General features: G+C 40.6%; 22 protein-coding genes, 1 other RNA gene, 2 pseudogenes and 1 riboswitch. Of the genes and pseudogenes, 11 read left to right on the plus strand and 14 right to left on the minus strand.

The window, feature by feature from the left end; translation table 11 throughout:
• Positions 1-11 precede the first annotated feature (11 nt).
• The 4 genes and pseudogenes from metG to panC form a co-directional block, all read left to right on the plus strand.
• A pseudogene (gene metG, locus AOC35_RS08030) lies at positions 12-1,706 on the plus strand (methionine--tRNA ligase); the annotation flags it as partial.
• A 90-nt stretch (positions 1,707-1,796) separates the two neighbouring features.
• Entirely contained in the window at positions 1,797-1,985 is a 189-nt protein-coding gene (locus tag AOC35_RS08035) for a DUF3460 family protein (RefSeq protein WP_108646596.1), read from the plus strand.
• Entirely contained in the window at positions 1,978-2,808 is an 831-nt protein-coding gene (locus AOC35_RS08040; RefSeq protein WP_108646597.1) for a segregation and condensation protein A, read from the plus strand. Before AOC35_RS08035 ends, AOC35_RS08040 begins: the two co-directional genes overlap by 8 nt.
• Positions 2,805-3,656, plus strand: a complete 852-nt coding sequence (panC, locus tag AOC35_RS08045) for a pantoate--beta-alanine ligase (RefSeq protein ID WP_108646598.1) — start codon at positions 2,805-2,807, stop codon at positions 3,654-3,656. The genes AOC35_RS08040 and panC overlap by 4 nt, the downstream gene beginning before the upstream one ends.
• A 2-nt stretch (positions 3,657-3,658) precedes the next feature.
• Here the strand turns inward: panC and AOC35_RS08050 are convergent, their stop codons facing one another.
• The gene (locus tag AOC35_RS08050) at positions 3,659-5,617 is read right to left on the minus strand and encodes a TonB-dependent receptor (RefSeq protein ID WP_108646599.1); all 1,959 of its coding nucleotides are present in this window, start codon (positions 5,615-5,617) and stop codon (positions 3,659-3,661) included.
• Positions 5,618-5,698: 81 nt separating this feature from the next.
• Positions 5,699-5,936: riboswitch (cobalamin riboswitch) on the minus strand.
• Positions 5,937-5,952: 16 nt separating this feature from the next.
• Here AOC35_RS08050 and AOC35_RS08055 point away from each other — a divergent pair.
• The 4 genes and pseudogenes from AOC35_RS08055 (at position 5,953) to AOC35_RS08070 (ending at position 7,578) form a co-directional block, all read left to right on the plus strand.
• Positions 5,953-6,210, plus strand: a complete 258-nt coding sequence (locus tag AOC35_RS08055) for a hypothetical protein (RefSeq protein WP_108646600.1) — start codon at positions 5,953-5,955, stop codon at positions 6,208-6,210.
• Positions 6,203-6,484, plus strand: a pseudogene (locus tag AOC35_RS15925) (cell division protein ZapA); the annotation flags it as partial. The gene AOC35_RS08055 and the pseudogene AOC35_RS15925, both read left to right, overlap by 8 nt.
• A gap of 36 nt (positions 6,485-6,520) precedes the next feature.
• Positions 6,521-6,738: non-coding RNA, 6S RNA (ssrS, locus tag AOC35_RS08065), on the plus strand.
• An 18-nt stretch (positions 6,739-6,756) separates the two neighbouring features.
• Positions 6,757-7,578: a sulfite exporter TauE/SafE family protein gene (locus AOC35_RS08070; protein WP_108648766.1), complete on the plus strand. Its 822-nt coding sequence runs from the start codon at positions 6,757-6,759 to the stop codon at positions 7,576-7,578.
• A gap of 102 nt (positions 7,579-7,680) precedes the next feature.
• Here the strand turns inward: AOC35_RS08070 and AOC35_RS08075 are convergent, their stop codons facing one another.
• From AOC35_RS08075 to AOC35_RS08105, 7 genes are all read right to left on the minus strand, one after another.
• Positions 7,681-9,033, minus strand: a complete 1,353-nt coding sequence (locus AOC35_RS08075) for an HD-GYP domain-containing protein (protein WP_108646601.1) — start codon at positions 9,031-9,033, stop codon at positions 7,681-7,683.
• A 182-nt stretch (positions 9,034-9,215) separates the two neighbouring features.
• Positions 9,216-10,742, minus strand: coding sequence for a malonate--CoA ligase (locus AOC35_RS08080; protein ID WP_108646602.1), 1,527 nt, complete (start codon positions 10,740-10,742; stop codon positions 9,216-9,218).
• An 11-nt stretch (positions 10,743-10,753) separates the two neighbouring features.
• The gene (locus AOC35_RS08085) at positions 10,754-11,743 is read right to left on the minus strand and encodes a Bug family tripartite tricarboxylate transporter substrate binding protein (protein ID WP_108646603.1); all 990 of its coding nucleotides are present in this window, start codon (positions 11,741-11,743) and stop codon (positions 10,754-10,756) included.
• A gap of 23 nt (positions 11,744-11,766) precedes the next feature.
• On the minus strand, positions 11,767-13,056 hold the full coding sequence (locus tag AOC35_RS08090; protein ID WP_245898458.1) for a malonyl-CoA decarboxylase: 1,290 nt from the start codon (positions 13,054-13,056) through the stop codon (positions 11,767-11,769).
• A gap of 77 nt (positions 13,057-13,133) precedes the next feature.
• A complete protein-coding gene (gene lgt / locus AOC35_RS08095; protein ID WP_108646604.1) occupies positions 13,134-13,916 on the minus strand; it encodes a prolipoprotein diacylglyceryl transferase in 783 nt (260 codons plus the stop codon).
• Positions 13,913-14,377 carry a DNA polymerase III subunit chi gene (locus AOC35_RS08100; protein ID WP_108646605.1) on the minus strand — a complete coding sequence of 155 codons (465 nt, stop codon included), beginning with the start codon at positions 14,375-14,377 and terminating at the stop codon, positions 13,913-13,915. The genes lgt and AOC35_RS08100 overlap by 4 nt, the downstream gene beginning before the upstream one ends.
• A gap of 8 nt (positions 14,378-14,385) precedes the next feature.
• Entirely contained in the window at positions 14,386-15,966 is a 1,581-nt protein-coding gene (locus AOC35_RS08105) for a leucyl aminopeptidase (RefSeq protein ID WP_108648768.1), read from the minus strand.
• Positions 15,967-16,027: 61 nt separating this feature from the next.
• On the opposite strand from AOC35_RS08105, the gene lptF reads away from it, so the two are divergent.
• Genes lptF through AOC35_RS08120 form a run of 3 tightly spaced genes read left to right on the plus strand, consistent with a single transcriptional unit; the run spans position 16,028 to position 18,647 of the window.
• Complete coding sequence (gene lptF / locus AOC35_RS08110; protein ID WP_108646606.1) at positions 16,028-17,128, plus strand: LPS export ABC transporter permease LptF; 1,101 nt, start codon at positions 16,028-16,030, stop codon at positions 17,126-17,128.
• The gene (gene lptG / locus AOC35_RS08115; protein WP_108646607.1) at positions 17,128-18,285 is read left to right on the plus strand and encodes an LPS export ABC transporter permease LptG; all 1,158 of its coding nucleotides are present in this window, start codon (positions 17,128-17,130) and stop codon (positions 18,283-18,285) included. Before lptF ends, lptG begins: the two co-directional genes overlap by 1 nt.
• Positions 18,267-18,647, plus strand: coding sequence for a sirohydrochlorin chelatase (locus AOC35_RS08120; RefSeq protein WP_108646608.1), 381 nt, complete (start codon positions 18,267-18,269; stop codon positions 18,645-18,647). The genes lptG and AOC35_RS08120 overlap by 19 nt, the downstream gene beginning before the upstream one ends.
• Here the strand turns inward: AOC35_RS08120 and cobA are convergent.
• The 6 genes from cobA to AOC35_RS08150 are packed head-to-tail and all read right to left on the minus strand — an operon-like array spanning position 18,567 to position 24,658.
• A complete protein-coding gene (gene cobA, locus AOC35_RS08125; protein WP_425440642.1) occupies positions 18,567-19,370 on the minus strand; it encodes a uroporphyrinogen-III C-methyltransferase in 804 nt (267 codons plus the stop codon). The two genes, AOC35_RS08120 and cobA, sit on opposite strands and share 81 nt — an antisense overlap.
• A 53-nt stretch (positions 19,371-19,423) precedes the next feature.
• The gene (locus tag AOC35_RS08130; RefSeq protein WP_108646609.1) at positions 19,424-20,761 is read right to left on the minus strand and encodes a sulfate adenylyltransferase subunit 1; all 1,338 of its coding nucleotides are present in this window, start codon (positions 20,759-20,761) and stop codon (positions 19,424-19,426) included.
• Positions 20,761-21,684 (minus strand): sulfate adenylyltransferase subunit CysD, encoded by a 924-nt coding sequence (cysD, locus tag AOC35_RS08135; RefSeq protein ID WP_108646610.1) that lies wholly within the window; start codon positions 21,682-21,684, stop codon positions 20,761-20,763. Before cysD ends, AOC35_RS08130 begins: the two co-directional genes overlap by 1 nt.
• Positions 21,659-22,429: a phosphoadenylyl-sulfate reductase gene (locus AOC35_RS08140; protein WP_108646611.1), complete on the minus strand. Its 771-nt coding sequence runs from the start codon at positions 22,427-22,429 to the stop codon at positions 21,659-21,661. The genes cysD and AOC35_RS08140 overlap by 26 nt, the downstream gene beginning before the upstream one ends.
• Positions 22,426-22,968, minus strand: coding sequence for a DUF934 domain-containing protein (locus AOC35_RS08145; protein ID WP_245898460.1), 543 nt, complete (start codon positions 22,966-22,968; stop codon positions 22,426-22,428). Before AOC35_RS08145 ends, AOC35_RS08140 begins: the two co-directional genes overlap by 4 nt.
• Complete coding sequence (locus tag AOC35_RS08150) at positions 22,961-24,658, minus strand: nitrite/sulfite reductase (RefSeq protein WP_108646613.1); 1,698 nt, start codon at positions 24,656-24,658, stop codon at positions 22,961-22,963. The genes AOC35_RS08145 and AOC35_RS08150 overlap by 8 nt, the downstream gene beginning before the upstream one ends.

The following is a 24,658-nucleotide window of genomic DNA, read 5'->3' on the forward strand; positions in this document are numbered from 1 at the left end:
AAAATCTACTTATGAAACCACTCTCAAATCAAATATTAGTTACCTCTGCACTTCCTTATGCCAATGGCCAAATTCACATTGGTCACCTAGTGGAATATATTCAAACGGACATTTGGGTAAGATTCCTCAGAATGCAACAAAAAGAAGTCTATTATATAGGGGCTGACGATACCCATGGTACCCCGATCATGCTTCGCGCTCAAGCTGAGAACATTACGCCCAAAGAATTGATTGATAGGGTGTGGGCAGAACACAAAAGAGACTTTGACGATTTTCACATCTCCTTTGATCATTACGGCTCTACAGATAGTCCAGAAAACAAAGAACTTTCTTCTAAGATTTACCTCGCTTTAAAAGAAAATGCCCTCATTGAGAAAAAATCAATTGAGCAAGCTTATGATCCCGTTAAGGAAATGTTCTTACCTGACCGTTTTATCAAAGGTGAGTGCCCAAAATGCCATGCCAAAGATCAATATGGTGATTCCTGTGAAAAGTGTGGCGCAACCTATAGCCCAACTGACTTGATTAACCCCTATTCTGCAGTGAGTGGGGCGACTCCAATTCGAAAAGTTTCGGAACATTACTTTTTCAAACTATCAGATCCACGCTGTGAAAATTTTTTACGTGACTGGACACAAGTAAGTACCCCCTTGCAGTCTGAAGCAAAAAATAAAATGAAGGAATGGGTTGGGGAGCCTGGTGAGTCAAAATTAGGCGACTGGGATATCTCTCGGGATGCGCCTTACTTTGGATTCGAAATACCAGATGCTCCGGGTAAGTACTTTTACGTTTGGTTAGATGCTCCAGTCGGCTACTTTGGAAGTTTTAAAGCTTTTTGTGAAAAAAACAATTTGAACTTTCAAGAATGGATAGGACCAGACACTTCCACTGATATGTACCATTTTATTGGTAAAGATATTCTTTACTTTCATACCCTCTTTTGGCCAGCAATGCTTAAATTTGCCAATTTAAGGACCCCGACTAATGTTTTTGCGCATGGTTTTTTAACTGTGGATGGCGAAAAAATGAGTAAGTCTAGGGGTACTTTCATCACGGCGCATAGTTTTATTGACGTGGGCTTATCACCTGAGTGGTTACGTTACTATTTCGCCGCGAAACTCAATAACTCATTGGAAGATTTAGATTTAAATCTGACAGATTTTGTTGCTAGAGTGAATAGTGATTTACTTGGAAAATATATCAATATAGCAAGTAGAAGCGCTGGTTTCTTAGTGAAAAACTTTGGCGGGCGGATACTCTCCTCAGCCTTAAATAATCCATTACTTATCAACTTACGTGGTAAAAGTCAAGAAGTTGCAACGCTTTATGAACAGCGAGAATTTGCTAAGACCATCCGGCTCATTATGGAGATGGCAGATTCCGTGAATATTTTCGTAGATGCCAATAAGCCTTGGGATATAGCGAAGCAACTCAAAACTTCCGAGTCCTTAGAGCTGAAGAATGAACTGCAATCAGTATGTACTGTTACTTTAGAGGCATTTAGAATTCTCTCTGTCTACTTAAAACCGGTTCTACCAACTTTAGCAAAGGGTGTGGAGGAGTTTTTAAATATCCCTGAAATGAACTGGGCAAGCGTCCAAGTCCCTCTGAGTGAAGATCAGCCAATTAACGCTTACAAACATTTGATGTCTCGGGTGGAAAGTGACATGATAGACCGTCTGTTGGAGGCTAATAAAGCAAGCATGTAAATGGTTTTCATCTACAATTGGTAAATGTATGTTTGCAATGGCATCTGCAAACAAATTTTAATTGTTTAACTTCTTGAATTGAATTTTATGGCTCACTATCAATCACAAATTACACAATTTCTGAATGACCTTAAAAAAAGCAACCCCGAAATCGAAAAGGGCCAATTATTAGGTCGTGCGCTACTTTGGGATAAAGCACCCATACGACTTGATGAACAAAAGCGTATCAAATTGGCTAGAGTAGCTCAAAAACCATACGTTTACTCGAATGACTGATTCCACTCCATCTTTAATGGATGGAATGTCTGAATCGTTTGCCAAGCTTTACGGCGAACCTCTCTTTGCTTTACCAAACGATTTATATATCCCTCCGGATGCTCTAGAAATATTTCTAGAAGCCTTTGAAGGGCCATTAGATTTATTGTTGTATCTCATTCGCAAACAAAATTTCAATGTGCTAGATATTCCAATGGCACAAGTGACTCATCAATACTTGACTTATGTAGATCAAATTCGTCACCATAATTTAGAGTTAGCTGCTGATTATTTGCTGATGGCTGCGATGCTAATTGAGATCAAATCTCGTATGTTATTGCCGATGAAAAAAGCGGATAGCGATGAGATTATTGAGGATCCTAGAGCGGAATTGGTTAGAAGATTATTGGAATATGAAAAAATGAAACTCGCAGCTCAGGAATTAGACCAAATTCCGCAATTGGGTCGTGACTTTCTGAAAGCGAATGCATTCATTGATCGAACCATTAATATCGTGCCACCAACGGTTGAGCTAGTTGATTTACAACAGGCATGGCGTGATTTAGTATCCCGTGCCAAGCTAACTCAACACCATACTATTACTCGTGAAACCTTGTCAGTGCGGGACTTTATGACAAAAATTTTACGTAGATTACAAAACCATAAATTCATCGAATTCTTTGATTTATTCTCAGACGCAATTGAATCAGGTCAAGGTATCTCTGTATTAGTTGTGAACTTTATTGCCTTGTTAGAGTTATCCAGAGAATCTCTGGTTGAGATTACCCAAGCAGAGCCATTTGCTCCAATTTATGTTCGTTTAACTTACACCCCTGCCGAATGAAAATTATTAGTGACATCCATGAATTACGGAACCATTTAAGAGGTCAAAATAGAGCCTCATTTGTCCCTACAATGGGCAATTTACATGAGGGCCATTTATCCCTGATGCGCCAAGCACGACTTCATGGTGATCCAGTTGTTGCCAGTATTTTTGTCAATCGACTGCAATTTGGACCCAATGAAGATTTCGAGGCTTATCCCCGTACTTTTGAGGCCGACATTGAAAAGTTGGAGAAGGAAGGTGTTTATATTCTATTTGCACCAACTGAGAAAGATTTATATCCAGAGCCGCAAGATTACCAAATTGACCCACCAAAGAACCTAGGGAATATGCTTGAGGGAGAATTTAGACCAGGCTTTTTTAAAGGGGTCTGCACGGTTGTTCTTAAGTTGTTTTCTTGCGTCCAGCCTAGTGCTGCAATCTTTGGCAAAAAAGATTACCAACAACTTATGATTATTCGTCGCATGGCTCATCAATTGGCCTTGCCGGTGACGATTGTTCCTGCTGAAACCATACGGGCCTCAGATGGCCTAGCACTTTCTTCTAGAAATGGTTACTTAAGTGTTGAAGAACGCGCTGAAGCGCCGCATTTATATCAGCTATTAGGTCAAATTCAAAATCAATTACACAATACAAAAGACCTCACAGAGGCTACTGTTCAATCTTTTGAACAACAAGCAATGAGCGCTTTAAAGCAACGTGGTTGGAATCCAGATTACACTGCGATAAGACTACAAAGTAATCTTGATGTGCCGAACCAAGAGAACCTTTCTCGAAAGGATCCCTTGGTGATGTTAGCAGCAGCTAAACTAGGTAAGACACGCTTAATTGATAATTTAGAAATCTAAACTCAACTAGGCTGGTATCTTAAAGTCAAAAATGCACCGAATTTCGGCGTGTTATACCCATAAGCATTTTGGTAGTCTCGATTGAATAGGTTATCAATCCGCAAGCGGGTGGACCAATTTGAATCAAATTGATAGCCACCATATAGATTCATGATGGCATATCCTCCTGAAGTAACTTGACTGCCAGAATCATCCGGGTAAGTCCTCGAACTAACTGCAATGACTTGACTGCCTAAAGTCCACTGTTCAATTTTTCTACTCACATCCACAGATCCGAAACTTTTTGACCGACCAATCAATTGGGAACCATCTTCATCGTTTGTTGGGTTCTGAAAGGTTAAACCCAGCTGCACGTAGTTGCCCATCCATTTGGATTTTAGAGAGGCCTCTACCCCTTTAATCGAGGCTTGGCTCACATTGATGTATTGAAAATTATTAGCTGGGTCGGAAGTAATCAAATCTTGATATTTCGATTGAAATGCAACGACTTTTAACAAGGTATTATCTTGTAAATATTGCAACCCCGTCTCCATTGAGTTGGCCTTTTCAGGCTTCAAACTCGGATTACCATAATTAGAGCTATAGAGCTGGTAAACCGTGGGGGCATTAAATGCGTTGGATACAGAAGTTGTCCACTTTAAGGAGGATGTCAAATCATAGCTGAGTCCAAACAAGCCTGTATTGGCGGATTGTTTTTGGTCTTGGTTACTTAACTGATCATTTCTGACATTGAGCTGAACACCGATACGGTCATATTTTGCTGAGTAACCACCAAAAAAGCTTACCTGTTTTCTATCACCAATTGACTGATCATAGAGCGATTGATAGTTGTATTGAATTGTGTTTAATTCTGCTCCTGCAGTGATCTGCTGAGCTTGCCCTAAATGAAATTCATTTCGCCACTGATAATCATTACTCTCGGTTTGGCCCTTCAAGTAAGGGTTAGGAAAAGGTGAAACCCCATAATAGTTGAGTGAAAAATCGTTATCTTTCGTCAAGTAATTGGTTGTAGAGTTCATCCTAGAGTTAGCAATCGTTAACTTCGAGAGCCAATTATTAGTGATTTCATTTTGACTATAGGCTTGGACGGTTTGCATTCTGTTTTCCACGCTATATAAGCCCGTGTCTGGTCCTCCTGAGTTGACGCTAACTGGATTGTTGTACTTATAGTTATTTTGGGTGTAAAACAACTTAGCACCTAGTTCTTGACCAGTAGCAATTTGTTTAGAGATATTTGCACTAATACTATCGAACTGGTAGTTATTCTTCTCAGTATTCGTGCCCGGATATTGATTCAAATTGACGGATGAGTAGCCATCTCCCTGTTGATGTGTCAGTTGAAGACTCGTCTTCCAACCATCATTTGCTACCCCATATCCAGCAGAAGTACTAATAGAATTTCTACTACCGTAACTCACTTCTGCATTCGGTCCATTCAGCCCTTTAGCACCTTTAGTAAAAACTTGAATGACTCCACCAGAGGCTTTTGAACCATACAACGCCGAGGCGTTTCCTCTTAATATTTCAATATGGTCAATTTGACTAATCGGAATATACTCAATGCCGGAAATTCCTGTGCCTTCATCGCCCATCCTTACTCCATCAATGAGGAGTAAAAATTGCGAGCTTGAGCTACCGCGTAAAAAAACTGAGATAGGTGAACCCACTGAACCATTGCGAAACACATCAACGCCAGGCTCACCTTGTAATATTGACATCATATCTTGAGGATTGAGACGATCAATATCCTCTCTTGAGATTACACTTACTGATGGCATGACCTCAGATAAGGGTTGATCAGAAGTATTTCCGCTGACAACAATTGGATTGATTTGGTTCACTTGTGCATGTGCCAAATGAGGCGTAACAAAACCAGTAACCGCGGCAAAAATAGAGATGGAAAAAGAATTGAACTGCTTACCGTGTTTGAATTGACGGTTCTTACTAATCAAAGATTTCATTGGTACTTTCAGATAAAACAATCTCTGACCTGTTCCCCCGCAGGCACTGGATTCTTTATGGCTACGTTACTTACCCCGTAACAAAGTCATGCTTAGCAGGCCGGTATCCGGGCTGGCATTCACTTTATTTACCTTCCCAGTTTACCCAGTGGTTTATGAATAAAGTTGCCATTAATTCAATGGCGAATGTTGACCGTTGCGGGGGCAGCTCAGTTCGTTTTTACTTTGCGAATAACATTGTTATTGCGAATATCTACTCGTGATTCCCGTTTAACTACGAATGATTGACTCAATTCGTGAGCACCTTGCTTCAATAATTATATACAATAAACAATATGACAGAAATTAATTCAAATTCCGCAGCACAAACTCCTGAGGGTCTGATTGCCCGCATGGAGATTTTGCAGCGCAAACTCGCCCTTCTGAATTTTCATTTGAATGACTTGATGACTGAACGTCGTACGATGGAAAATAAAATCTCTGATGCACAGACACGAATTCAGAAAATATTAAATAAATTACCCCAAACAACGGATACTCGACAACTGAATCTGTTAGACAATGGTAATGTGGAGACCTCCTTAGATGAGTAATGACGCTGTCAGAATTGAAGTTGAAATTGCAAGTCAACGCATGATTTTGGCAACCACACCTCAAGATGAAGCAAAATTGAGATCTGCTAGTCAGATGGTGAATGAACAAATTGCAGCGATTACTTCAAGTGGGAACCGCAGTATCGAAAGAGCAGCAATCATGACTGCCCTGAAATTAGCCGGTCAAGTTCAAGAACTTCAAGAACAACTCGCTAGAACTGTCGATCCCGAAGTGGATAGCCTCGTATTACAGCAATTAACCACACAAATTAGTGCAATAGAACAAGAAGTGAATATTGCACTAGAATATCTATCTCTGCCTGGTTCGCCAAGGTCAATAGTTCCTTGAACCGATGCTAACGCATATGGTGCCAAGTATATATTGTGGGCGTGCGCGCCTTGTTACTATAGAGTTCACCTCGAGTGATTCTCTCCCTGGTAATACTGATGTGCCCAAAACGATGTTACCGCACCGACTTGAACTCTCTGGGTTCAGGATGACGACCTAGCGGCCAAGGCGGAGACCCACCTTTTGAAAATACTTCCATGACTACTCTACAAATTTTATCCTTGCTCGTTCTTGGCATGGCTACCGGTGTCATTGCAGGTTTGTTAGGGATCGGTGGGGGTATGATTATGGTACCTTTTCTAAGCTTTATTTTTACTCAAGCACATTTTTCAGAGGAGCACCTTCTCCATATCGCTATCGCAACTTCGATGACTACTATTACCTTCACTTCTCTTTCAAGTGTGCGGGCACAAATGAAAAAGAAGATGATTCATTGGCATATTGTCAAAGCCTTAGTGCCCGGAATTTTGTTTGGGGGCATTGTAGGAGGCAGTGAAGTTTTTAATCTACTCAAAACGCCTTGGCTGACTCTAATATTTGCCAGTTTTCAAATTTTTTCTGCCTACCAAATGTTACTCAATAAAAAGCCGAAGCCAAGTCGGGAATTACCTGGCTTCATCGGTTTATTTAGCGTTGGCACATTGATTGGTTTAATGTCGAGTTTGGTTGGTGCAGGAGGTGCTTTTATTTCTGTCCCATTTATGTTGTGGTGTAACGTGCCCATTCATGCTGCTCTGGCAACCTCCTCAGCCTTAGGATTTCCGATCGCGATCGCAAGTGCTATCGGTTATATTTATGGCGCTTATGACCTTCCCGGGCTTCCAAGCTATTCCTTGGGATATATTTATCTACCAGCACTGATATGTATTTCAATTACGAGTGTACTGTTTGCTCCATTGGGTGTGAAATTGGCACACTCAATGAATACCATGCAACTCAGAAAAACCTTTGCTTTTCTATTGTTGGTGATTGCTAGTTTTATGATTTATAAAAGCTTACATCTTTTTGGCTTTCTATAATAAGAAAAAGTATTACTGGGTTATGTTGAGTAATTAGTTAACTTTCATTGAACAGCTGGAAGTCAATCAAAGCAAAGTACTTCTAATGTTGCACATCTGAAGCTAAATATCTCTATGAAGATATGCAATTTCTCTAAAAGAGTCTTGCTCAGCGATAAACGCATCAACAATCCAAGGGTCAAAATTAGCTCCCCTCTTAGAAATAATCTCTTGTACTGCTTGCTCATGTGTCCAGGCTTTTTTATACACTCGCTCACTAACCAATGCGTCATACATATCCGCTAGAGACATGATCCTAGCTTCCAAGGGAATTGCCACCCCTTCTAATCCGCGAGGGTAACCAGTGCCATCCCATTTCTCATGGTGACCTCCAGCAATCTTAATCGCCTTAGCAATCAAGTCGGAATTAAAATCAAGCTCTACACCTGAAGTATTTAATACCGACTCACCAATCAAAGTATGGGTTTTCATAATGATCCACTCTTCATCCGTAAGAGGGCCATTCTTAAGCAAAATTTTATCCGGAATGCCAATTTTTCCAAGGTCATGTAACGGTGCAGCTTTAAACAATAAATCAACGGATTGATCAGAGAGGCTTTCCGTGTAATACCCATCATTCCTTAGACGCAAGGCTAATATTTTTACGTAATTTTGTGTACGAATAATATGGTTTCCTGTTTCATTATCCCGAGCTTTAGCAAGAGCATTGAGGGACGCCAATAGCTGTAATTCGGATTGTTCCGCTTTTTTATTCGCTAACTCTAGCTTCATTAAATGATTCTGAATATTATTTTTTTGACTCTCAGCACTCACTCTTTCTATCTTATAACCAACAAGTGCTATAAAGGAAAGAACTGTGAAGGCAGTCCAAAACCACCTAACTACCGAAGATAAAAAGGCCTCTTGATATAAGTTGATATTACTTGGTGTATCACTATAAATAAGAATGATCAACCTGAACGCCGTCAAACTCAATTCAGCCATAATTGTGAAAATCAAAAAGATGGGCATCCTTATCTGGTGTTTTTGCAATTGCCTTAATTCAACTAATTGCCATAAAAGGCATAAAGAAATTACCGCACCTATCAAACCGACTCTTTGGGTAAATGTCCCGAATTGCATGAGGTATTGATATACCACTGCAAATAGTACTATCGCTAGTAGAATGAATTTATTAAATTGCTTTGTCAGCGGTTGATGAAGAGATCGATAATATGCTCCTAAATATAAATAACCTCCCACAAATAAGGTATTTGCTGGGTTGAGGAGTCCTATGAAAAGAATTGATGCAATCGCAAAAATAGTAAAACTACATGCTGTCAGAATGAGGGCTAGGAACCAATAGCCCTCAGGCTGGAAAACTTTACTTTGGTCGACTAAGGATTTTCCACCAATAACGATGCCCCACAATATGGTGGCAACAATAGCAAAATAAAGTTCGTTAGCGTATTGCATAAAACGAAGAACATTGCAGTGGATATGCGAAAGAATAGTACAAAACGGATTGAATACAGTTAAAATTAACTACTAATCTACCACAAATCTACTACCTTATTCAAAGTATCGAAATCTTTGCCCATGTTCTGTAAAAAAGGTAGGTAAAAGATTCGATGACTTATTAGAGAATTTAGAGAAAATTAGGCGGGCGTATATTCCTGACGCAAGATATTTTTTTGTACTTTACCCATTGCATTGCGGGGTAACTCAGCCACGACAATGACTTTCTTGGGTACCTTAAAGTTTGCAATTTTACCTTTTAATTCAGCAATAATTTGCGCTGGATCAAGCTCAGCTCCCTTTTTAGGAACCACAACAGCCAATACTGCTTCTCCGAAATCAGGGTGAGGAATACCAATGACAGCACTCTCTTCAACACCATCCATTTCATCAACAAAACTTTCAATTTCCTTTGGATAGATGTTATACCCGCCAGAGATAATCAAATCCTTACTCCTACCGACAATGCACAAGTAATCATCAGGCACCGGTCCTGCAGTAGTACTCCCACCCCAACGCCCTACATCACCGGTCTTAAACCAACCATCCGCAGTGAATTCTTCCTTAGTTTTTTCAGGCATCTGCCAGTAACCTGAAAACACGTTAGGACCTTGAACCTGAACATTACCAACTTCATCAACCCCGCATAATTTAGCGTCATCAGTGATAACTCGAACCTTGACCCCAGGTAGCGGAACTCCAACAGCGCCAGCAACTCGTTTGCCAGAATAGGAGTTTGAAGTCAACATCGCTGTTTCACTCATACCGTAACGTTCTAAAATCGTGTGACCTGTACGAGCAATAAAATCATTAAAGGTTTCCGTTAATAACGGTGCTGAACCAGCAATGAACAAGCGCATATTTGCACATACTTTGGCGTCAAATTTTGGTTCTGCTAAAAGTCTTGTATAAAAGGTTGGAACCCCCATCATTACCGTACTCTGAGGTAAATACTTGAGAAGCTGGGCGATATCTAATTTGGGTAACCAAATCATTTTGCTACCGTTAATTAAGGCGCCATGTGATGCAACAAAAAGTCCGTGAACATGGAAAATTGGTAATGCATGCAATAACACATCCCCTTTTTGCCAGTGCCAGAAATCTTTTAAAACCTTCGCATTACTACTTAGGTTCTTGTGCGACAACATTGCGCCTTTACTCCTACCTGTGGTTCCAGAGGTATATAAAATAGCGGCTAATTCATCATCCTCCTTAGGAACCGTCTCAAATTGATCAGACTGTGCAGCGGCCCGCTCAATCAAAGTACCATCACGATGCTCACCTAAAGTGAATACAAACTCGGTATTCGCCTTAAATGCAATTTGAGAAAACCATGCGAAATTTTTAGGACTACAAATCACAACCCCAGGCTTAGCATTATCCAGAAAATATTCAATTTCGGCGGATTGGTACGCTGTATTTAATGGCAGATAAACCAGTCCAGCTTTAATCGTGGCTAAATATAAAAATAAAGCCTCAGGCGATTTTTCAACCTGCACTGCAACTCTTGAACCCTTAGGAAGATCTAAGGATGACAACAGGTTCGCAAGTTTCGAAGTGGCTTTTTCTAAATCATCCCATGAGTAAAAAAGACCCTCTGGAGTTTCAATCGCACATGCGGATTTATCTTTTGGAAAACCCGTTTCCAATATGGAATATAAATTCATAATTTATTTATTTAATCTAATTTAGCGCCAGATGCTTTTACAACGGCTGCCCATCTTTTAATATCTTCAGAAACAAATTTACCGAAATTATCACCCGTTAAATTCGGAGTTTCTGAACCGTTATTCATCCAAATTTCTTTTAACTCTGGGGAGTTAATTGCTTTGGTGACTTCTGCCGTCATTTTATCAATTATTTCTTTCGGGGTATCTTTTGGGGCCCACAGACCGTACCAAGTACTCACTACATAACCAGGCACTCCTGCTTCTGTCGCAGTAGGAAGATTTGGAAAAGCTGGCACTCTTTTCTCTGAGGCAACAGCTAAAGCTTTAATCTTGCCACTTTTAATATGTTGGGCGGAAGATCCTAAGCCATCAAACATAATGTCTACTTGCCCTGCCATCAGATCTGACAAGGCAGGTCCAGCCCCACGGTAGGGAATATGCGTAATAAATGTTTTAGTTTGCATCTTAAATAGCTCACCAGCTAAATGGTGGGAGCTTCCATTACCAGCACTGGCGTAATTTAGTTTACCTGGATTAACCTTCATGTAGCTAACTAGTCCTTTTAAATCATTAACAGGTAGTTTTGGTGTTACAACAATCACTTGAGGTGGCGCTGCAATCAGCATGATCGGAATAAAACTTTTTTCAATATCGTAATCTAGCTTTGGATAAACAGACGGGGCAATTGCATGATGCGCGGCACCCATGAAAAAATTATAGCCATCAGGTGGGGCCTTAGCAGCAATACTTGCTCCTAATGTCCCACCGGCTCCACCTCGGTTATCAATTACGATTTGCTTACCTAATTGCTTTGTCAATTGTGCAGATAGTGGTCTGGCAAATGCATCTGTTCCACCACCAGCGGGAAACGGAACAATTATATTAATTGGCTTTGATGGCCAGTTAGGATCATTTGCCCAAGAGACTTGACTGAATAAAAAACATACACTTAATGAAAACACTGCTATGAAGGGGATTTTTTTAAGATTACGAATCATAATTTCTTCCTTAAATTTTAAATTTACAGTAATTGACCAACAGGTCTCGAGTAAATAACCTCACCCTGAACAAAGCGTTCGTGAAACTCTTCGATTTTTTCTAAGTCATATAGATAATTCACCATAAGACTTGCGGATTGTTTTAAGCCTTTTTTAGACAAGTCTCCAGCCCAATTAATTCTGTGCAGTTTAGCACCGTTACCTAGGTGGAATTTAGCGACTGCATTACCGCCTTTGCGCACTGTTAGGGTGGTTAAATAATGTGCACATAATTGCATCAAGGCATTTTTCTCTTCCTCGGAAGCAGTCGTTGGATGCCAACCGCTAGAGATTCGTTCAGGCCAAGACTTTTCCTTTAAGTTAAGAACTTGCAAAGCATGATTTATTTTTTCACTCGCCTGAGCAGAAATTGCCGGCTCCCCAACATTGCATCCAGCTATCACCCAATCCATAAAGCCAGGCAATGGGGATAGGGTAACAAAGTTTTTTAAACTTGGAAATTCCTCTTTAAGATAACTTGCAACGCGTTTGATTAAGAAGTTACCTAAGGAAACGCCTTTTAGCCCTGGTTCACAATTACTAATCGAATAAAAAACGGCCGTTTTAAATTGAGCAGGATTAACTGGCTCTGATTTTTTATCGACAAGTGGGCCAATCGCTCCAGAAATTTCAGGAACCAATGCAACTTCCACAAAGATTAGTGGTTCATCTTTTAATTGGGGATGAAAAAATGCAAAGCACCGACGATCAGGTTGAAGACGTCTTCTTAAATCATCCCATCCATCAATTTCATGCACCGCTTCATGCTGAATAATCTTTTCAAGGATCTGGGCTGGTGAATTCCAATCGACCCGGTGCATTTTTAAAAAACCAGGATTAAACCATGAAACAAACAAGTGATGTATGTCGAAATCAAGCGGGTATAACTCAGGCTTTTTACCCAATACTTTAATCAAATGACGTCGCATCACCACAATTTCTTTAGTAGCACCCTCGACCCGATTTATTCTGCGGAGTAACTCCTGTCTTGGTGGTTCGGTCACCTTCGTTAATTGAATTAAATTTTTTGCATTCGGATCTTTTGCATAGTCTTGCGCAACCTTCAGTACTAATTCCGGATTGGGATTAAATTTAGTAGCCAAGGCTTGATAAAAACTAATCTTTTGGTCTTCGCTCAATAATTTATATTGACTTAAAATCTCATTCGCCATACTGACGGAGTTTGCCTCACCTCTTTCAGTAAGTAATTTTGTCGCAGCGTTAATTGCCCGTGAGAGTGAGCGTACTTGAGCTAATTTTTGCAAAATTGCCATTGGTATTTTCTAAAATAGGTGTTGAATTTACAACAAAAGAATCTAATTCAGCCTATCTTACATAAAACTGCAACAATCTAGGAAGTTTTTCTGAATAAGAGATAAATTCCCAACACTATCATCGGTATCGATAACCATTGCCCCATGGATAACCCTAATGACAAGGTCCCTAAAAAGCGATCTGGCTCTCGGGTAAACTCCACTAAAAATCTAAATATGCCATAACCTAAAGCAAAGACACCCGAAGTTTGTCCAGTTTTCCTTGGATACTTTGAATAGAACCAGAGTAATAGACCCAGTAGCACACCTTCACCTGCAAATTGATATAACTGGGATGGATGTCTTAAAAGTTGATCTCCAGCCTGAGGGAAAATCATTCCCCAAGAAACTGTTGTTGGACGCCCCCACAACTCGCCATTAATGAAGTTGCCAATACGACCAAAGGCAAGTCCAAAAGGCACTAAGGGAGCAATCATATCTGCTACCGTAAAAAATTGTAGTCCACGCTTTTTGGCGAACCAAGCAATGGCGATAATGACACCTAAAAAACCTCCATGAAAGGCCATCCCGCCTTGCCATACCTTAAAAATATCAAGTGGGTTAGCAAAGTAATAACTAGGTAGGTAAAAAAAACAATAGCCTAAACGTCCACCTAAAATCACTCCTAAAACAGCATAAAACAGCAGGTCCTCAATATCTTGAGCAATGAATCCTTTTTCCTGCATTTGAGGTTGCTTCACGCGCAAGCGTCCAAGCAACAAATATTGCATAAAGGCCATCAAATACATGAGGCCATACCAATGAACTGCTAAAGGACCTATTTGAATTGCTATCGGGTCAAACTGTGGGTGAATCATCAAGCACCTTTTTGATCAAAATTTTGCAACTCAAGGCCGAGTTCCCGATATTTTTTATATCTCTCTCGTCCTGCTAGTAAGTCTGTATTTTCCATTGAAACCACTTCTACTACACGTTGAAATCGATGGGTAAATGCTTCAATGCGGTCTAAAGAATTTTGTCCTAAATGAATTAATACATCTTTGTGAGGTAATTGATCGATTCGATTTTCATCAGCAAGTTCAACCAAAATAATCGGACACAATTCGGAAGCATCATCATCCAGAAAAGCGTGCGGCAAAAAATCATCCGCACTAAAAGTCCACAACCTCTCATTCAAATCCTGCAAAACTTCCTGCTCTCCAAGCACCACTATCGTCTGAAAAGGCTCATTTTCTGACGATAGTGAAATCACCTTACGGATTAACCGACAAGCATAATGAACTTTGTCTTTAACTTGACTATGAAAATCTACTTTAGCCACAATAAATCTTAATGACGTAATAAATATTCTGTTAACAATGGGACTGGTCTTCCTGTAGCCCCTTTATTAGCTCCTGACTTCCAAGCCGTTCCGGCGATATCCAAATGCGCCCAGGTGTAAGCAGAGGTAAATCTAGCTAAGAAACATGCTGCCGTAACACTTCCAGCGGGACGACCACCGATGTTTGCCATATCAGCAAAATTAGATTTCAACTGCTCTTGATAAGCATCATCTAGTGGCATCGGCCAAACAGTATCTAAAGTCAATTTCCCAACTTCAACTAAATCTCGACTAACCTTCTCGTCTTTCGTGAAAAGCCCAGAATGAACTGAACCTAAAGCAATTACACAAGCTCCCGTCAGAGTGGCAATATCAATCACAGTACGGGGCTTAAATCGCTCCACATAAGTAAGGGCATCACACAAAATCAAACGACCTTCTGCATCAGTATTGAGAATCTCTACGGTTTTTCCAGACATCGTTTTCACAATATCTCCAGGTCTAGTAGCAATCCCTGAGGGCATATTTTCGCAAGTCGGAATCACCCCGATCACGTTCTTTTTAAGTTTCATTTCTGTAATAGCGAGCATCGTGCCAAGTACTGAAGCAGCGCCACACATATCATATTTCATCTCGTCCATACCCTCACCAGGCTTCAGAGAAATTCCGCCCGTATCAAAGGTAATTCCTTTACCAACTAAGACGATGGGGGCTTCTTTTGTAACTCCTCCAAGGTGTTGCATGATAATGAATTTTGGCGGAGTCGCTGATCCTTGGGTAACTGCTAAAAAAGCACCCATTCCAAGTTTCTCTAAATCTTTCTTCTCTAAAACTTGCACCTTCAGCGTGGAATCTTTCCCTAAATTAGTTGCTATTTCTGCCAAATAGGATGGATTACAAACGTTAGGTGGCAAGTTAGCTAAATCTTTAGTCAAGCCCATTCCAAGCGCTATCGCTGCACTGACTTTAATAGCGTCCTTCGTTTGCTTTTCATTTTTACTTGAACAAGCAAATGTAACTGATTTCAAAGCAGGAGAAAAACTATCCGATTTAAATGATTTGAGATGTTCAAAGCGTTGACTAAAGCGATAATAATTTTCCTCAAATAGAAGAATAGAATGGCGAATAAAATCAATCGAGGATGAAGGGAATGCGGCGCTAAAGCCACTATCTAACACCCATAAGCAAGACTGCGCCTGGGTGGTTTGTAAAGCTTTAATAGCTGCCCGACTTGCTTTCAGGAAGTCTTGCAAAATTTTCACATCAGAAACTTCATCCGTTTCAGAAATATCACCTGCACCGACTAATAAAATACGAGGAACTTTAATGCCTTCTGCAATCCAAGACTGTTGTTGATTTAATAATAAAGTCTCACCTAACTTACCTGTAAAGTCGCGCCGTTCCATGGCAAAAGAAATCGCACCATCGAGTGATTCATCTAAATGTTTAAAATGGGGGCCAAGGTTATTGTTTTTTGCCAAATCAATTAATGCAAATGGAATTACAATGCAATCTGCAGTTGTTTGTAATTGCAAGTGCAAGCGATTAGCGCCATCAGCGAAAACTTTAGTATTAAATTTTGTTTGCATACTCTTTTGCCGTTCGTTAAAAGTCATTTAATTAAAATTATATTATCCACTCAATAGCACCATGATTTATGAAAAAGCCTTAAGAAAAGAACTCACCTATACTACGGGCGGTGTTTTTTTGGTTTTAATCACGATCATGATGACCACCTTAGTCATTCGTATCTTAGGTTTCGCTGCAACTGGTTCTGTCAGTCCTAAAGATGTCATCATACTCATTATGTTAGCAATGATTGGTTATATTGCGGTGCTTTTATCTGTATCTATTTTTATTGCCATTATTTTTGTCTTGATTCGCTGGCATAAAGATTCAGAAATGGTAGTTTGGTATGCCAGTGGCTTAAGTCTCAAAAGGCTCTATTACCCAGTATTACGCTTTGCTTTCCCTTGGTTGATCATTATTACTGCCCTGTCACTTTTCATTTGGCCTTGGTCCAACGCAAAAACTACCGAAATTACGCAAAAATTTAAAGGGCGTGATGAAGCCTCAATGATAGTTCCTGGGCAGTTTTTTGAATCAGCCAATTCAGGAAGAGTCTTTTTTGTTGAAAAAATCAATAGTATTTCGAATGAAATTCAAAATGTCTTTGTTACTGACTTTCGTAATCAAAGGCTAACAGTTGCCATGTCGGAGTCAGGTTATATTGAAAACTTACCAGACGGTACTAAAGTGGTAAAAATTTTTAACGGTCGCCGTTATGAAGGTAAGCCAACTGAGGGGGACTTTAAGATCTTGGAGTTTAAACAATATACCGTCGATATTGAAAAGAAGGCACAATCACCCGTTAATTTAAGTTCCAAAGAATCTCCCACTTTAGAGCTACTCAAAACGCATACCCCTATTGCCAATGGGGAGTTATTGTGGCGCATCGGTCTGCCTTTAATGGCTTTGGGGCTAATTTTGATTGCCATCCCCTTAGCCTATGTAAATCCAAGAAGGGGGAATTACATTGCGCTCCTTTATGCGGTTTTGATTTACCTAATTTATAGTAATTTATTAAACATTTCACAAACTTTAGTTTCAGATTCGAAAGAAAGCTTCACGAATGCGGTTTGGCCACTTCATTTATTGGCTTTTATCACTGCTATGCTTCTAGTCAATCACCGCTTAAATCCTTCAATTGTCTGGTGGAAAAGACAAATTCCAGGTGGTAAAAAAATATAATGCTCTCCCTACTTTTTCCTAAAATTTATGAGCAATATTTAGCGAGGCAGATCTATCAGATCTTTGCATTTATTCTTTTTGCCCTTATTACCCTATTTATTTTCTTTGATTACCTCAATGAAATTAATTCCCTAATGGGAAACTACAATAATTATTTGGCGTTTCTTCACATTATTCTCAAGGCGCCAGGTAGATTGGTTGAAATTATCCCAATTGCTGGCTTAATTGGTTCGATCTATGTTTTTGCTCAGATGGCAAGTCAGTCTGAGTTTACGATTTTAAGAATGGCAGGTTTAAATATCCCCAAAGGACTTTGGACCCTTTTTAAAGTTGGCATTCCAATTGTTTTTTTTACTTTGATGTTAAGTGAAGTTGTCGGCCCTTACTGTGACACCAAAGCTGAAGAAATAAGGGCTAATGCGGTGGGCTCTGCAACTGGGCTAAGTTTCAAATCGGGCACTTGGGTAAAAGATAAATTACAAGATCCTGATGGGCCAGGCCCCATTCTGCCGGGTGTGCGCTTTGTGAATGTCAACACGATTAAAAATCGGGCTGAAATCATGGGGATTAGGATGTACGAGTTTGATGAAAATCGTTATTTGATTGTGATCCGAGAAGCTGCTTCAGGAAGTTACGATGAAAGAGGTTTTTGGAATTTGGTGGATGTCACAGAAACACGAGTAAAAGAACAGGTTGGTGCTACCGATTTAGATACCAGCTATAAGGCTAGTTCCATTAAATTACCCACCCAAAGGCTTAAGTCTGAAGTCACGCCTGAAATTCTTTCTGTCTTATCAATTAGCCCTGAAAGAATGTCCATTAGTAGCTTGATTAAATTTACCAATCACCTTCAAGAGAACTTACAAGATAGTAAAAATTACAGTATTGCGCTATGGAAAAAAATCATCTATCCCTTTACTATTTTAGTCATGCTAAGCCTCGCCCTACCATTTGGTTATCTGCATGCGAGATCTGGTGGAATTAGTATTAAAGTGTTTGGTGGGATCATGCTCGGGATGAGCTTTCAATTATTTAATACTTTATTTTCACACTTAGGTTTACTGGCAGACTGGACAGCACCGGTCACGGCCATTATTCCTCCTGCAATTTACTTACTTTTAGGAATCGGCGGTTTATTATGGGTATCTCGACGCTAACAGGAATTATTTATTTTGGGCATGGTGCCAGAGATATTCGGTGGCGCGAGCCCTTTGATCGTTTAAAAGAACTTTGGCAATCTGCTCACCCTAATATACCCTGTGAGTTAGCTTTTTTAGAAATGATGAATCCAAGCTTGGAGGAGGCAATTCAAAGCTTAGTCGATCAAAGTATCCAAAATATCAAAATTATTCCGGTCTTTTTTGGCCAGGGGGGTCATTTACGCAAAGATTTCCCTGTGTTGCTAGATGACGCGAAATTAAAATTCCCAAATATCGAATTAAGCGCTTCTTGCGCTGTCGGTGAAAGTGATTTGATTTTGCAAGCCATCTTGGGCTTCGCTTTCGAGCAAATCGATTGAATGGGTGCGAAGCGCCTCACCAATCACCAAAATAGCAGGAGCGTTTTCACTCAACCATGACTGTGCAACGCCATTCGCTAGCTCTGACAGGGTCGTTCTAAAAATCCGCTCAGCAGGGGTACTAATCGACTCTACAATTACTGCAGGCGTATCAGCAACTTTACCTGCACGCATTAATCCATGAGCGATCGTGGAAGTATCCTTTTTGCCCATGTAGTAAACCATCGTATCTGCTAAGTTTGAAAGAGTAGGATGATTTGAGCTGGGTTCGTCCCCCTCTTCTTTTGCTTTAGCTAGGGTTACAAACGCGACACTGCGCGAAACGCCCCTTAAAGTAAGTGACTGCTCAATACTAGCAGCTGCAGCTAAAGCAGAAGTAATACCTGGCACGATTTCAAAGGGAACGCCATGTTTTCTGAGAGTGGTGATTTCCTCATCTGCACGACCAAAAATCATCGGATCGCCTCCTTTGAGTCGAACAACTAAACCATATTGCTCACTCGCATCCACTAATCGCTTCGAAATAAAAGTTTGCGCAGTAGATAATTTGCCACAACGCTTACCAACGAGTACCAACTTTGCTTGGGGGCAAAGCTCTAACATACTTGGGTCGACCAGAGCATCATAAAAAACAATGTCGGCTTTTGCTAAAATTCTCGCTCCGCGCACCGTTATTAAGTCTGCCGCTCCGGGCCCTGCACCAATTAAATAAACTTTACCCAAGACTTTGCGATCTAAGTCAGTCGAATTTTGCAGAGGAGAGTTAGGAGGGGATATCAAACTAAAATCTCTCGAATCATGCCTGCAGCGACAGTATGGTTGGTACTTTCGTCGATGAGTACAAAGGCGCCCGTCAAAGGATTTTGCATAAAAGTATCCGTCACAATCGGTTTTTGTAAGGTGAGTTGCACTTTTCCAATATCATTCATTTTCATGTGATTCGTTTGTGAACCATGTGACAACGTTTTCACATCAAGCACCGTTTCAATCGATTTGATTTTTGTAAATACCTGATTAGTAGTATGGCGCAGTATATATTTACGAGCAAGGGATAAAGCATCTTGGTCCAACCAACAAATGTCAGCCATAATATTTTTGGCCAAATGTGGCTGGGAAGTTTCAATTGAGCTAGAGTTTATTAGCTCAACAATCATATCGCCTCTTGAAACATCCACATCACGATCCAAACAAATTGTCACTACCTGACCAGCAATTGCTTGCACAGAGCCATTTTCCGAAATATTATTAGCGTGGTCATTCCCAACATGGATTTCAGTCACTTTAGCTTCATGTCCACTTGGCAAAACTTGAATAGTCTGACCTTTTTGTATTTTTCCTGATTCGATTCGACCAAGATAGCCTCTAAAGTCTTCATTTGCACTACCATCCTGCCTAGCAACATATTGCACTGGCAAACGTAAACCGGTCAGGTAGGAATCTTGAGAGATATCTAAGTCTTCTAAATACTCGATAAAAGTTGGGCCAGAGTACCATGGCATTTGATCGCTTCGGGTTACAACGTTATCACCTAATAAGGCTGACATCGGAATTAACTGTATTTCACCGAGAGATAAAGTATTTTTAAGGTCTTGAATAGCCGTTTCAATTTGTTGAAAAACAACTTCATCAAACCCCATTAGATCCATCTTATTGATCGCAAAGATCATGTGACGAATACCTAACAACTTCACTATCGCACTATGTCTTTTCGTCTGATCCAATAATGTTGGGGGTGTAGTCGAAAGATCTACGCGAGTGGCATCGATCAATATTACCGCCACATCGGATTGGGAAGCACCCGTTACTAAATTTCGAGTGTATTGCTCATGACCAGGAGCATCGGCAACAATAAATTTTCTCTTGGCTGTCGCAAAATAACGATATGCGACATCAATTGTAATTCCCTGTTCACGCTCTGCCTCGAGGCCATCCGTTAAAAGGGCTAAGTCAATGGCGGCATCACTCGATGTCACTCTTGCGTATTTCGTCTTAGAGACGGCCAACAACTGGTCTGCTAAGACTACTTTTGAGTCAAACAACATCCTACCAATGAGCGTACTCTTTCCGTCATCTACACTACCCGCGGTAATAAACCTGATTAAACCTTGACTCATTAGAAATATCCTTCTTTTTTACGACGTTCCATCGATGCTTCGCTAGTTTGATCATCCGTTCGTGTAGCACCTCGCTCCGTAATTTCCGACAAGGCAGTTTCGGCAATAATATCGAATAGATTATCCGCCACACTGAGCACTGGACAGGTACAACTGATATCCCCTACAGTACGAAAACGAACCGACAACAGCTCGCTATGATCATTACTTGCTTTGGGTGTTAAGGGAGTCACAGGAAATAATAAGTCACCTCGTCGAACCACTTCACGTTGGTGAGTAAAGTAAATGGTTGGTAAATCTAAATTTTCACGGGCAATGTATTGCCATACATCCAACTCTGTCCAATTAGAAATGGGAAAAACACGCATATTTTCGCCCTTGTGGATTCGGGCATTATAGAGATTCCATAATTCTGGGCGTTGTGCTTTAGGATCCCATTGACCAAACTCATCGCGAAATGAAAAGATGCGTTCCTTGGCCCGCGCTTTTTCTTCATCTCTTCTTGCACCGCCCATCAAGGCATCAAAACCATATTCTTCAATCGCTTCAAGCAAGGTCGTGGCTTGCGCAGCGTTACGAGAATCCGTTTCTTTGCGAAGTTTTACGGTCCCCTTCTTGATCGAGTCTTCCACATGGGCAACGATTAACTTCGCATTCGTCTTTGCGACAATGTCATCTCTAAACTGGATGACCTCTGGATAGTTATGACCGGTATCTACATGGAGTAAAGGGAAAGGGATTTGTATGGGACGAGTGCCAAACTGAAAAGCTTTGCGCGCTAGGTGATACATCACGATCGAATCCTTACCACCTGAAAAGAGTAATGCCGGATTCGCACATTGTGCAGCCACTTCACGAATGATATAAATTGACTCAGCTTCAAGCCAATCTAAGTGTTCATTTTGTAATTGTTGATTCGTCATTATTTTCTATTTCATTTATTTCGTCTTTTACGTGCAAGCCACACTCTTTACTATCCCCTTGCAACCACCACCAACGTCCAGCCCGAATATCCTCACCCTCTTTGACAGGTCGAGTACAAGGTTCACAACCAATACTGGGATAACCTTCAAAATGTAATGGGTGAATTGGTACATTTCGATGGGTTAAGTAAGCCCAAACATCCTCTTCTGAAAAATCAAATAAAGGATTAAATTTCATCATGCTGCGATCTGTATCTTCTTCTTGAAAATCAAGTTCTGACCTAGTTACCGCTTGCCCTCTTCTTTGTCCAGACAACCATGCATCGGCTCCAGATAGAGCTTGATTCAAAGGAATCACCTTACGTGCTCCACAACAGGCCTTTTTCGCAGCTTCAGAATCGTAAAAGCCGTTTAGACCATATTGTGCTAAGAATGTACTAACATCCCCTTCATTTGGAATTACAGACTTAATTTGAATCCCATAGTGAGTTTTTACTTGCTCAACCATTTGCACTGTCACGGCATGGAGTCTACCGGTATTCAAGGTAAAGAATTGAATCGGCAGCGACAAAGCTGCAATGGCGTCAGTTAAGACCATATCTTCAGCGGCTAAGCTCGTTGCAAACTTAACCTGCTGATACTCTGTTGTAATCAACTGTAATCGCTTCGCCAGCTTATCAAATAATTCCTGAATATTTGCTGGTGTTCGTTGAGAAGTTGGAATTTTCCAAAAAACAGGTTTCATGAGATCACAGTCTTTAATTGTGAACGAGCACTACGCCAATCATTTTGCATACTCACGTGATAAATGGAAAACTGTGCCAAGCCAACCTCAATCGATTGATCAGCGCGCAAATCGAAACTATCAAAACCAACTCTAGCCATTTGGATTAGTTGATCGACTAGGACATCACCGATTGCACGAATTTCTTTATCCGCAGTAAAACGTTTGCGTAGTATTGCTGCCGTACTAAATCCTCGACCATCTCTATAAATCGGAAAATCAATCGCTATCAGGGGCCAGACACCTAGTGATTGCTGAATCACATCTGCTTGTAGTTGGACATCATCCTCAACTCCAAACCATACGGCAATATCGCCTGCTTTGATACGCTGGGTCCACTTTGGATTATGCTGTTCAGTAAGCCACATCGTAAATGGCACAATCAGCTTTCCATCTGGTAGGTCCGCGGATAATTGCTCTTTATCAGAGCGGATAACTTGCCAAACATCATCTTGAATGGAGGGTGTTGCCAGCTTTTTATATGAAATAATTTTATGCATGAGTTGATTCCTCATTCACAATATTTTTAACTGGATAAACGCGTTCTTTAAATGGTGTAATTCCAATTCGACTTACAGTGCTAGCAAAAGTTTCAGAAGGCTCACGGTTTTCGACGTAGACATTAATCACATCAGAAATTACATCTGGCATTTGTTCTGCGCCAAATGACGGGCCGATGACCTTACCAATACTGGTTTGGTTTCCTTGAGCACCACCTAGGGTTACTTGATACCATTCTGAACCATCTTTATCAACGCCCAAAATACCAATATTACCAATGTGATGATGACCACAAGAGTTGATACATCCAGAGATGTTGAGAGAGATATCGCCTAAATCAAACAAATAATCCAAATTATCAAAACGCTCTTGGATGGCGCTGGCAATAGGTAAAGATTTAGCATTCGCCAAGGAACAAAAATCACCGCCTGGACAAACAATCATATCAGTCAATAAGCCAATATTTGGAATCACTAAATTTGCCTCTGACGCCTTTTGATACAGTTCAAACAATCTTGACTGTTCAACATCTGCTAGAACTAAGTTTTGTTCATGAGTAACGCGTAACTCACCAAAACTATACTCATCCGCCAAATCAGCAACTTGACGCATTTGCAAACTAGTTGCGTCCCCAGCTGCTGCCGTTCCATGAGGCTTTAACGACAAAGTCACACTCACATAACCTTGCTGCTGATGATGTTTAACGTTTCTTGTTAACCAACGCCCAAAAGATTTTTGTTCTTTTTCGGGGGCTAGCGCAATGAGGGAAGATGAAGTAATTTCTGCAAGCTTTAAATAATTTGGCGCAGAAAAATATTTTGCGACGCGGTTCCACTCCGTTGGTAAAAAGTCTTCACTCGTGTCCTGCCAATCTTGCCATTGTGCTTCTACTTGACGAGTAAACTCTTCAGGACCTAGTGCTTTTACTAAGATTTTAATGCGTGCCTTATAAATATTATCTCTACGACCAAAGCGGTTGTAGACGCGTAAAATAGCTGATAAATAACTAGGTAATTTTGCCCATGGCAGGTCCGTTTTGATCAATGATCCTAATATAGGCGTTCTACCCAAGCCACCACCAACATATACATCAACAAGGATTTCTCCGCTGGCATCTTTTTTAAGTTGTAAACCAACATCATGTGCCAATATTACGGCACGATCATGGTCCGCACCATTAATCGCAATCTTAAATTTTCTTGGTAAAAAGGCAAATTCAGGATGTAAAGTTGACCACTGACGCAACAACTCACAAATAGGTCTTGGATCGACTTGCTCATCTTTGGCAACTCCAGCAAATGGGTCACTTGTAATATTGCGCACGACGTTACCCGAAGTCTGAATTGCGTGCATTTCGACACTGGCTAATTCTGCCAAAATTGCGGGCGATTCTTCGAGAGTCACCCAGTTAAATTGAATATTTTGACGCGTCGTGAAGTGACCATACCCACGGTCGTAACGATCACTGATATCTGCTAATTTCCTGAGTTGGCGACTACTCAACATGCCATATGGTATCGCTACTCTTAACATATAAGCATGGCGCTGCATGTACAAGCCATTTTGCAAACGCAAAGGTTTGAAGTCATCCTCAGCGATTTCGTCTCTTATTCTTCTTTGCACCTGATCTTTAAACTGGTTAACTCGCTCATCGACTAGTTGTTGATCAATCGCGTCATATTGATACAT

This window comes from Polynucleobacter rarus (assembly GCF_003072505.1).
GTDB lineage: Bacteria > Pseudomonadota > Gammaproteobacteria > Burkholderiales > Burkholderiaceae > Polynucleobacter > Polynucleobacter rarus.

Excerpts from the sequence above, each read along its gene's own strand:
- AOC35_RS08035 (WP_108646596.1), top strand. The coding sequence starts at position 1,797 with ATGGCTCACTATCAATCACAAATTACACAATTTCTGAATGACCTTAAA.
- AOC35_RS08040 (WP_108646597.1), top strand. The coding sequence starts at position 1,978 with ATGACTGATTCCACTCCATCTTTAATGGATGGAATGTCTGAATCGTTT.
- panC (WP_108646598.1), top strand. The coding sequence starts at position 2,805 with ATGAAAATTATTAGTGACATCCATGAATTACGGAACCATTTAAGAGGT.
- AOC35_RS08050 (WP_108646599.1), bottom strand. The coding sequence starts at position 5,617 with ATGAAATCTTTGATTAGTAAGAACCGTCAATTCAAACACGGTAAGCAG.
- AOC35_RS08055 (WP_108646600.1), top strand. The coding sequence starts at position 5,953 with ATGACAGAAATTAATTCAAATTCCGCAGCACAAACTCCTGAGGGTCTG.
- AOC35_RS08070 (WP_108648766.1), top strand. The coding sequence starts at position 6,757 with ATGACTACTCTACAAATTTTATCCTTGCTCGTTCTTGGCATGGCTACC.
- AOC35_RS08075 (WP_108646601.1), bottom strand. The coding sequence starts at position 9,033 with ATGCAATACGCTAACGAACTTTATTTTGCTATTGTTGCCACCATATTG.
- AOC35_RS08080 (WP_108646602.1), bottom strand. The coding sequence starts at position 10,742 with ATGAATTTATATTCCATATTGGAAACGGGTTTTCCAAAAGATAAATCC.
- AOC35_RS08085 (WP_108646603.1), bottom strand. The coding sequence starts at position 11,743 with ATGATTCGTAATCTTAAAAAAATCCCCTTCATAGCAGTGTTTTCATTA.
- AOC35_RS08090 (WP_245898458.1), bottom strand. The coding sequence starts at position 13,056 with ATGGCAATTTTGCAAAAATTAGCTCAAGTACGCTCACTCTCACGGGCA.
- AOC35_RS08105 (WP_108648768.1), bottom strand. The coding sequence starts at position 15,966 with ATGCAAACAAAATTTAATACTAAAGTTTTCGCTGATGGCGCTAATCGC.
- lptF (WP_108646606.1), top strand. The coding sequence starts at position 16,028 with ATGATTTATGAAAAAGCCTTAAGAAAAGAACTCACCTATACTACGGGC.
- lptG (WP_108646607.1), top strand. The coding sequence starts at position 17,128 with ATGCTCTCCCTACTTTTTCCTAAAATTTATGAGCAATATTTAGCGAGG.
- AOC35_RS08120 (WP_108646608.1), top strand. The coding sequence starts at position 18,267 with ATGGGTATCTCGACGCTAACAGGAATTATTTATTTTGGGCATGGTGCC.
- AOC35_RS08130 (WP_108646609.1), bottom strand. The coding sequence starts at position 20,761 with ATGAGTCAAGGTTTAATCAGGTTTATTACCGCGGGTAGTGTAGATGAC.
- cysD (WP_108646610.1), bottom strand. The coding sequence starts at position 21,684 with ATGACGAATCAACAATTACAAAATGAACACTTAGATTGGCTTGAAGCT.
- AOC35_RS08140 (WP_108646611.1), bottom strand. The coding sequence starts at position 22,429 with ATGAAACCTGTTTTTTGGAAAATTCCAACTTCTCAACGAACACCAGCA.
- AOC35_RS08145 (WP_245898460.1), bottom strand. The coding sequence starts at position 22,968 with ATGCATAAAATTATTTCATATAAAAAGCTGGCAACACCCTCCATTCAA.
- AOC35_RS08150 (WP_108646613.1), bottom strand. The coding sequence starts at position 24,658 with ATGTATCAATATGACGCGATTGATCAACAACTAGTCGATGAGCGAGTT.